This is a genomic window from uncultured Veillonella sp., from assembly GCF_900545795.1.
GTDB lineage: Bacteria > Bacillota > Negativicutes > Veillonellales > Veillonellaceae > Veillonella_A.
Map to the genome: position 1 here is coordinate 106,401 of NZ_URAR01000006.1, position 10,052 is coordinate 116,452.

Below are 10,052 nucleotides of genomic sequence, written 5' to 3' on the forward strand. Positions count from 1 at the left end.
TCATTTTTACTTCATGTTTGATGGTGTTATAAGTTTTTTAATTATACAGTATTTACAAATAACAAAATTCTACATTTCTTCAATATATACTTACATGGCATTTGATATATGACAGCCTTATTTTAAAATTTAATTAAACATATTATTACCTATAATAAATTGTTTCCTTATATTATTCATTGTTATTCCCATGTATATCTTATTAACGTCTATGTATTAACTATGAAAAACAAAAAGAAGGATAACAAGACTTCACTTGTCATCCTTCTTTTATTTTTATACTATACGACGAATATAGTTACAAAACTTATTTTTGTAGCGCTGCTACAGCTTGTAATAATTGTTCAATCTTCTGATTTTGTTCTTCTAATCGAGCATCTTGAGCTGCAAGCTTAGCATCTTGCTCTGCTACTACACCTTTAAGAGTTTTAATTTCTTCAGCCATTAATCTACGCGCTGGATGCTCTTCTGTTTCGCCATCGCCGACACGTAGAGTTACTCCGGCATTAATCATATTTTCACCGCCACCTAAAGATGTACCGATGCTAAACATTGTGTCACTATTTGGGCGATAGAAAGCACCAATTGCAATAGCATTCGCGCTCTTATAATTACCTACACCAGCAGATACTTCCCATTTTGCTTCTGGGCTGAACTCTAATGGATGCAATGCAGCAAGCGCTGCCGCACCAGCACCAACGCGATCTACACGACGATCGAGTTTGCTAATACGATTTGACATTTGATTCATACCATTACCAAAATTATTAACAACATTGTTTAATTGGCCTCTACTTACTGCATCACCAGGTTCAATACCATCACCAATGTTATGAATCACATTGCCACCCATGTTAACATTATCGCCATTTACTACAACCGTATTTCCTTCAGAACCTTTAACAGTCAAACCATCATTGTTGATAGTTATGTTGCCAGTTGTTACCGAATTATCATTGATGATAGTTTGGCTATCACCTTTGCCTACTGTAATAGTATCGCCAGCAATAGACACATCACCGATGTTAGCACCTTTATTAACAGTTAGATTTTCTGTAGTTACAGAATTTAAGCCTGTAAGGTCTTTAGATAACTTAATATCTAAGCCTTGACCATTAGCAACTACACCAATATTACCATCTGATAAATTGGTCGCATCAGCGCCACCTTTAAGATTTAAGGTTTCACCATTCTTAACGGTTACTTTTACGCCATCATCACCAGCAAATACACGGCTAGAATCTTTTACCGCTGTATCAATATTACTAATTTGATCAGCAATATCTTTTAATTGACCTTCAGTAGCAGCGCGGTCAGGAACATAGCCATTAGTTTCAGGAGCCCAAGTTATATTATCAAGACCTGTAATGAATTGGCCATTTTCTGTTTTCCCCAAGGAGGTACCATCTGTTTTAATAGGACTTGCCTCTTGGTTACCCATGATAATTTGGTCGCCAGGTTTACCATTGTCTACGCCAATAATTACTTGACCGTTTGAACCATCAAGAGCTACTTGGTTTTCACCTTCACCAGCTTTAACAGAGGCATCTTTACCATCAATTGCCACTTGGTTAGCGCCGGATCCAGCAGTAATTGTACCTTCGCTACCTTTAATTACTACTTGTTTAGTCGTATCTTTACCAAGCGTAATATCTTCTTTAAGAGATACTTTATTATTTTCTACAGAAATATTATCGCCAGCAGTTACCTTAGCTGCTTCAACTTGTTGACCTACAAGTGTAATAACATCCCCAATATTAGCTACATTAGTATTGTTATTATATACTGGGTTGCCATTTTCATCTTTGCCAGTTGCACCGCTACCTACATTAGTGATTTGTTTATCACCCATGTTGATGCCACCATTATTAATTGTGATGCCACCAGTATAATTTCCGTCAGCACCTTTTGTACCACCTACATTGATGCTAGTAAGACCAGTTAAGTCTTTAGCTAATTTAACAGTTAATGTACCATTATCAGCGATTACACCAATATTATTATCGCTAAGTTTCTCAGGCTCAGTTATACCACCCTTAACATCTACTTGGTTGTTAAGTTTAACGTCAAATGCTGTACCAGTATCACCACCAAATTTCAAGCCATCGTCTGTAGTAGCTACTTTATCACTCAACTTAATATCATACGTAGTTTTACCATCTTGAGTTTTAGCAGCAATCGTTAAATTATTATCTTCTACCTCTGTACCAGGTTTTACCTCTTTAGTATTGAGCGTAATCTCTGTATGTGCCCCATTAGCTGATTCACTAACTGCTGTTGCTACAGCTTTTAATTGAGCTACGTTAACTGCATCGGTATCATCGGTACCAGCCGCTACATTGGTAATCTGACGTGTATTATCTGCTGCACCAACAGATACGGCGGCTAATTTAGAAGTCCAAGTCGCAGTAGCCTTTTCTGCCGCTGTCAAATCTTTTCCTGCAGGAATGTAACCTAATTTACCAGCAGCAGTATTAGCAATAGAGCCAGAACCAAGAGCTACACCATCTTTTACTGTTACATTGGCATTATAACCAATTACAGTTGCATCAGTAACGTTTAATTCAGTTTCTTTAGATGCTGCCCCCATTACAACACTATTATTCGCACTTGTTAACTTACGGTTATCACCGAATAAAATCGTGTTTTTAGTGTTTTCAATTTTATTATTACTACCTGTCACAGTTACATTATCTACATTAGTCGCTGTATTTTCAAAGCCAGTAATAGCATTGGCTTCACTAACATCTTCAGCTGAACCAGTTACTGTATTATTAACACCTATAATAGCGGTACGTTGTGTATAATCTGCTACGTTGCCACCACCAAAGGCCATAGTCGCTCCACCACTATCACTGCTTCTGATAGCACTTTGCAATTTATCTACCATTGCATCTACAGAATCAGCTCCAGAAGTTGGTGCCACAATTCTTGTAATGGAATTACTAATCTTATTACCTGCACCATAAACAAGGGAACCATTGGTATTATCTGTAATATTGGCTACACCTGTAATTGTATTGGCAATCCCTTGATAAGATGGGCTGAATAATCCACCACTGCCATTAGAACGAATGCTATTTAAAGAGCCTACTACAGTAGCGCCAAAGTTTTGAGCACCATAGGCCGCCGTATTCATTCGACCAGAACCATCAAAACTACCTGTTGCAATGGAGTAAGAACCAAGCATGGTGGAGAACAAGCCTTTAGCATAAGTATTGGTACCTAAGGCTGTTTGATTTACATGGGAGCCAATCGCATTATTACCGGCTACTTGTTTTCCACCCATGAGTCCATTATAAGTACGAGCACCAATATCAATGGAACCAGTACGACCTTTTGCATTAACGCCCATAGCAATACCAGTGGCTACACGGCTGCGGTCAGTTGGATTATCATAACCGCCAGCACCACCCTTAGGCCAGTTAGTTGGATCAAAGCCAAGTTTTGCTTCCTGTTCGCCGCCGCCGGCAAATACACGAGCATTCTTACCGATTGCAATATGACCATCTAATGCAATATTAGGGTCTACACCTGCACCATCACCAATGATAACGGTACTATCACCACTAGTTCTAGTGTTGCGGCCAATAACTACGCCACCAGCGCCAGCCATACTGTTGTTAAAACCAATAGCTACACTGCCTTCACCACTGGCCGTTACCTTAGGACCAATCGCAATAGCATTAGTACCTGTAGCACCTGCATTGTTTTTGTTTACAGTTTCTGTAGATTTTACAGAGAAATATTCAATTTTATTAGCAGCTAAATCGTCTTTAGTTGCAATATTAGAGACCGTTAAATTACCACCAGCATTACGAGTTAATGTTAAGGTACCATCTTTAAGCGTTGCCCCCGTTACATAAGTATCTTGTAAGCCTTCAATAGTGATAGGGGTAGTTGTATTGCCAGAAGAATTAGTTACTGTAATAGTACCAGCACCTGTAGTTTGATTATATGTTGCAGTACCACCAGTTACCTTGGTGTCGTTATCAACGCCATTAATTGTATACACTGTAGAGCCATCAACTGCTGTACTTGGGCTTACAGTTACAGAATTAGCATCACCTGTAGCGGCTTCTACTTTTACACGAGATGCTTTTAATTGTGCTACGTTAACGGCATCAGTATTTTGCCAACCAGCAGCTACGCCTGTGATTTGACGAGTATTATTAGGCGTACCTATAGATAAGGCCCCCTTACCAGATTGCCACACGCCAGTCGTATTAGTAGATTGCGCATCTGTACTTGGATCATATCCTTTTACCTTGGCAGCCGTAGTGGCTTGTGAGCCTGCCCCTAAGGCTATGCCACCTGAAACTTTAGCTTTAGCTCCATAGCCTAGAGCGATACCTTGCTCAGCTGCTTTTTCAACAACAGTACTTGGTTCTGATGCGCTAGTGCCGCTACCAATGGCAATCGAATAATCAGCTAGCGCCTGAGTTTCTCCACCAATAGCTACGCCTTCGTAACCTTCAACAGTAAGATTTCTACCGATAGCAATACCGCCATCTTCATTAGTTTGGCCGACGGTATTATTAGAACCAAATGCTAAGCCCTTGCTCTTTACTGTATTATTTTGGCCAATTGCATAGGCCGCTTTAACATTATTAAGTGTACCAATCGTTACTCCTTGGTCACCGCTGACAGTGTTACCTGCACCAATAACTACATTATGTTGCCCCTTCACAGTCGTTGGAGTTACTACTCCTGAAGGGCTATTATTATAATCTGTTGCTAGTACACTGTTATAAATACCATTTATAGTCGCACCATTTGCAACTACAACGCTACCATTAACTTTTCCATTCGTACCGTTCTTAGCACCGTCTAATGTCGTACCATTACCTAATACAATCGAGTTAACCGCATCTTGCGAGTTGCTAGAATTAATCCCAATTACGATAGAATCATTAGCCTTAGCACCATCATTTGCGAAGTTAGAACCAGCTGCTTCTTTATCACTTTTAGTAGAGTAGTAATGCACTTTACTGTTATGCACATCCGAAGTAGTTGCCAAACCAGTTACTGTAATAGGTCTCCCTTCATTCTGGTTAATTGTTAACGTACCATCACTAAGTGTAGCACTTGTAACGTATGTGTCCTCGGCATTAACTGTATATACTGTACCGCCATCTAAAGTGGCAGTAGACTCTACAGAAGCAATATTAGTACCACCTGTAACAGTTACTTTAGCTGCCTTTAATTGTGCTACGTTTACTGCATCAGTGTCTTGTGTACCAGCTGCTACATTTGTGATTTGACGAGTACCGGCAGGAGTAGTTTCATCAACCGCTGCATACCCTACAGATACAGCACCTAAGGTAGATGTCCAGGTAGGTGTGTCTAATGCAGCATCACTAGATGCATCTGCTACTCTAATAGTAGCATCTGTTGTTGTATCTTCTATTGCACTTGGATTATAACCTTGTACGCTAGAATCAGTTGCTGCGATAGATTCGGAACCAAGAGCGACGCCACCATTGATAGATACATCAGTGTTATAACCAAGCATTACAGCGTTGGAGATATTTTCAGTGTGAACTTTTTTAGGTGTATTCTCAACAACAGTATACTCAATCTCAGGAATCCTTGAGTCATTTGTCTCAAATTTCTTGACTACTTCTTTTTCTTCCGTTGCCATTGAGCCAAGAACTAAGTTATGCTCACCACCACTTAGAACATGATAGTCACCTACAATTATATTATCTGAAGCCTGTTTGATTGTATTGCCTGTTCCGATAATGGATGAATTAGTGACACTATCAGCATTATTCATAGAACCTGCAATTACATTTCTAATACTATTTTCTTCCTTAGTACCTAATACTGTATTACTAGACCCTAAAATTTGCGAATTGTTCACATAGTCTATAGTATTTCCACTACCTATCACAGAAGTATTACCGCCACTAGACTCAATATATTGTTTTAATATAGATTGCCCAGTTTCATATGTTGGAATTTCACTCTCTGGAACATTATCAAGCCCTTGTCCATAATATTGCGCTAATGCGCTCATATTAAAGGATATATATTCCATCAAGTTATCAGTATTACTTTGTTTCCCCTCCGAATGTAAAACTGTATTGCCTGAACCATAAATTAAAGCGCTATTTGCCCCTTCAGTCTTATTAAAGGTGCCTGTAATATTGTTTACAGCACCATCGATACTAGACAAAAAGCTTGTTTTTTCAGCTCCACTTTTTATAGTGTTATAAGAGCCGTATATCGATGATAGTAATCCAGTATCTTCATCTGTCGTCGAACGAATACCGGTAATAGTTGTATGATAGTCACTAGCTATAGAATTATTACCTAATACAATACTTTCCCCTCTACGATTTAAAGCACCATATCCTACCGTAAGATTATTATCTCCCCAATTTTCAACCTCTTCACCTTTTTTTTGAACAGGCATAGAGCCTATAATAATAGTTTTTCTAGGTGAAGAAACAACTTGGTTATCTCCAATTATAATAGCATCACTAGGTGATGTCATTCGATTATTATTCCCAAGAACAGTCAAGGCTTCAATGCCGGTCCAATATGTATCATTACCTGTAATGCTATTCCCTTTACCAATAACTACATCAGATACTGTGGTTCGTTTTGCAGAAGATGTTGTTCCTTGATCACGGCCACTCAATGTATTATTATCACCAAATATTAACTGGCGATTACTATTTGTTATTGTATTATTATCACCAAATACTTTACTCTCCTCAGCTGTAAATGCGCCTGTACTAGAAAGGGTATTGCCATTACCAATTACTTTAGAGGATTTGCCTGTATTTTTAATCGTGCTACTACCAATCACTAAGCTATCTACAGCTGCTGTGCTAGCATTAGGGCCAATAGCCATAGAATTGTTAGCACTTGCACCTAAGTTATCTTTATTTCCATCAGCGTCAGAATTAATAGACACATATTCAACACCACTGTCCATGTTGCTTATATTAATTAAATTAGCTACTTTATTTAACTGTGCCAAGTTAACTGCATCAGTGTCTTGTGTACCAGCTGCTACATTTGTGATTTGGCGCGTGCCTGCAGGCGTATTTCCATCTGCTGCATACCCTACAGATACAGCACCTAAGGTAGATGTCCAAGTAGCGTTATTCTTATCAGCATCACTTACAATAGTATTGGTTGGAGATGCGCCTTTCTCACCAGCTGCTACACTTGCTACGGAATTAGAGCCAATAGCTACACCATCAGCTACAGTAGCATTTGCCTTATAACCGGCTACAACTACATTGGAAACATTATTAACCCCTAATTTAGTATCACTATTTAAACCGGAACCTAAAATCACTGAATTAGTAACACCCGTTAAGATACGATTGTCACCAATTAGAGTATTACCAGTACTACTTGTTACTTCATTGTCTGTACCAATTACATACGCATGGTCAGAACCAGCAACAGTGTTTTTAGCACCAGAAATAAAGTTATATTCACTATCTTTATCTGTGGTGCCAGTCAAGTTATTACTAACCCCTGTAATAGATGAGAAACGTGCATGATCAACAATATTAGCGCCACCAACAACTAAAATTTGCCCACCACTCTCTTTTACAGCACCAGCTAACGCTTTGCTTAATCCAACTGGGTCCGTCGGATTAATGGTTCCAGTATTTAACATTACTGCACTATATGAGTTGGTAACTAAGTTTCCTGCACCAAAAATTAATGTTGCATTTGCATTCTGTGTTGTATTAGCCGCACCAACAACAGCATTAGCGACGCCATCAAACTCCTCACCAGTAGATGCATCGATGGTATTTAACATACCTACTGCTGTGGCAGTAGCTCCTTGAAACTCACTCCCCGCCCCAGTTTTAACAGAAGTACCTAGACCCGCTGCGGTAGAACCAATACCACCGGAAGCATCACCATTTGCATTACCTAGCCGAGCTAACATACCATTAAAATCATTCACACTATAATACGGAGTCGCTGCACTTGCACCAACTGTAAGTCCCGCACACAATGCCAACACGGATAAAGTCACGCCTAATGTTCGACCTGACTGAATATGAGTTGAAGCTGCCTTACCATTGTTTCTAGCTAACTCGGATACTACTACATAGCAATGTTTCACCTTACTCCAAATAATCTTATACTGCTTATTCATTGACTCAACCTCCCTAAAATCAACCAATTCATGAACAGAAAATAGACAAAATACCACTCAAAAATTAAATATATTTACCTATTTTAATTCGTGACTATGCTCTTTAGTCGCTGTTAAAATTGCTTCTACACTACTATTATTAATAAACACATAGTTAATAATGTATGAGCTGTCCTTGTCACGAATGCATAATATTATTTATAAATAAAGTGGAAGGTGTATCCTCCCCAAAAACAAATATTCTTTTATTTGTCTTCATTCTATCTTTATAATAATCCCCTGTCAATTTTAAACATAAGTATTCAACATGATTTTATTTCATCTTAAATTCATTTTATTTAAGTATTTTTCAAATCTTAACTTACTTTTTATTCTCCCAAGTATTTAATCGAATTTTCGAATAACTGAATGCATTAACTTGATTTGAAATATAACAAATTTCGTTGTTAAAGAATCTCTTCACGTTATAAATGTTTGTTCACATAAATTTCATATAACTTCTTTCTGAATTTACAGTTTTTAAACTGTATACTATATTCTTTCGGATAATAAAAATAAGTAAACTTTTCAAAATAAAAGAAATTATTTTTATCAGTAATAATTAAGATATATATTGCGCTACATTTAAACTATAACTACAAATTATTTTTATGATTGTTATATAACATTAAATATAGCCACACCCCTATTCCCTTAAGGAATAGATAAAGAAAACGACTGCATAGAAGACTTCTATGCAGTCGTTTTTAAAGCTTGCTAATTAATTATTTAGCAACTTCTTCTTTTTTGATTTTACCACCATAAATATCGCGATAATCGCCTTCTTCTTTGTTATCTTTGTTATTTACGCGAAGACGTTCAATTTTGTAACGATCATTATCTTCACCAGCAACGCGATCAACACGACTATGATCTAAGTTCTCTAAATCTGCAATTTCTGGACGGAATTCATTAATAGCACGTGCCATAGTTCCATCAATTTCTGCACCATTCTTGAGAGCTCTGTACACTACAGCAGCAAATTCATAACGAGTTAAACTACGATCACCTTTGAATTCGCCATCAGGATATCCCATAGTAAGGCCTTTTTTGGTAATTGCATCAACGAATTCATAAGCCCAATGGTTTTTAGGTACATCTGGGAACTCAAGATTTGAGCTATCAGGGTAACCAGCACCTGTACCCACGCCACCACGTTCTAACTGAGCAATTCTAGCATTTTGTGCTTCAATAATTCGTTTTAAAGCTTCTACGTCTTTAGCAAGCGCTACGCGTGATGTAGAAACACCATTGGATTGACCAAAGCGGATACTTACACCTGCATTAAACATTTCATCGCCATTACCTAGAGTGCTACCAATGCTGAAACGAGTGTCTTCATTTGGCTGATAGTAAGCACCAATTGCAAATGCATCGGCATTTTTGTAATTACCATAACCTACAGCAAAATTCCATTTGTCATCTGGGTTAAAGTCTAATGGACTTAATGCAGCCAAGGCAGCCGCGCCAGCACCTACGTCGTTAATACGATTGTTCAATTTGTTTACACGGCCATTTAAATTACCAAAATCACCGGCTAAACCATCTACACGATCGTTTACAGCATCTAACTGACCACGATTTACCGCATCAGTTGGAGCTTCGCCTGCGCCAACATTGTGAATCACATTACCGCCCATGTTAACATTATCGCCATTTACTACAACGGTATTTCCTTCAGAACCTTTAACAGTTAAACCATCATTATTGATAGTTGTGTTGCCAGTTGTTACGGAATTTAAGCCTGTAAGGTCTTTAGATAATTTAATATCTAAACCTTGACCATTAGCAACTACACCAATATTACCATCTGATAAGTTGGTCGCATCAGCGCCACCTTTAAGATTTAAGGTTTCACCATTCTTAACGGTTA

At 38.1% G+C, this 10,052-nt stretch carries 2 protein-coding genes; both read right to left on the reverse strand.

What is annotated here, in order from left to right; translation table 11 throughout:
• Nucleotides 1-307: 307 nt before the first annotated feature.
• Nucleotides 308-8,140 (reverse strand): ESPR-type extended signal peptide-containing protein, encoded by a 7,833-nt coding sequence (locus tag QZR90_RS04605; protein WP_295789279.1) that lies wholly within the window; start codon nt 8,138-8,140, stop codon nt 308-310.
• 764 nt (nt 8,141-8,904) lie between these two features.
• On the reverse strand, nt 8,905-10,052 hold a 1,148-nt coding region (locus QZR90_RS04610), incomplete at its 5' end, for an S-layer homology domain-containing protein (protein ID WP_295789281.1).

Bases quoted from the DNA above. Each gene is read 5' to 3' on its own strand.
- QZR90_RS04605 (WP_295789279.1), bottom strand. From the start codon at position 8,140: ATGAATAAGCAGTATAAGATTATTTGGAGTAAGGTGAAACATTGCTAT.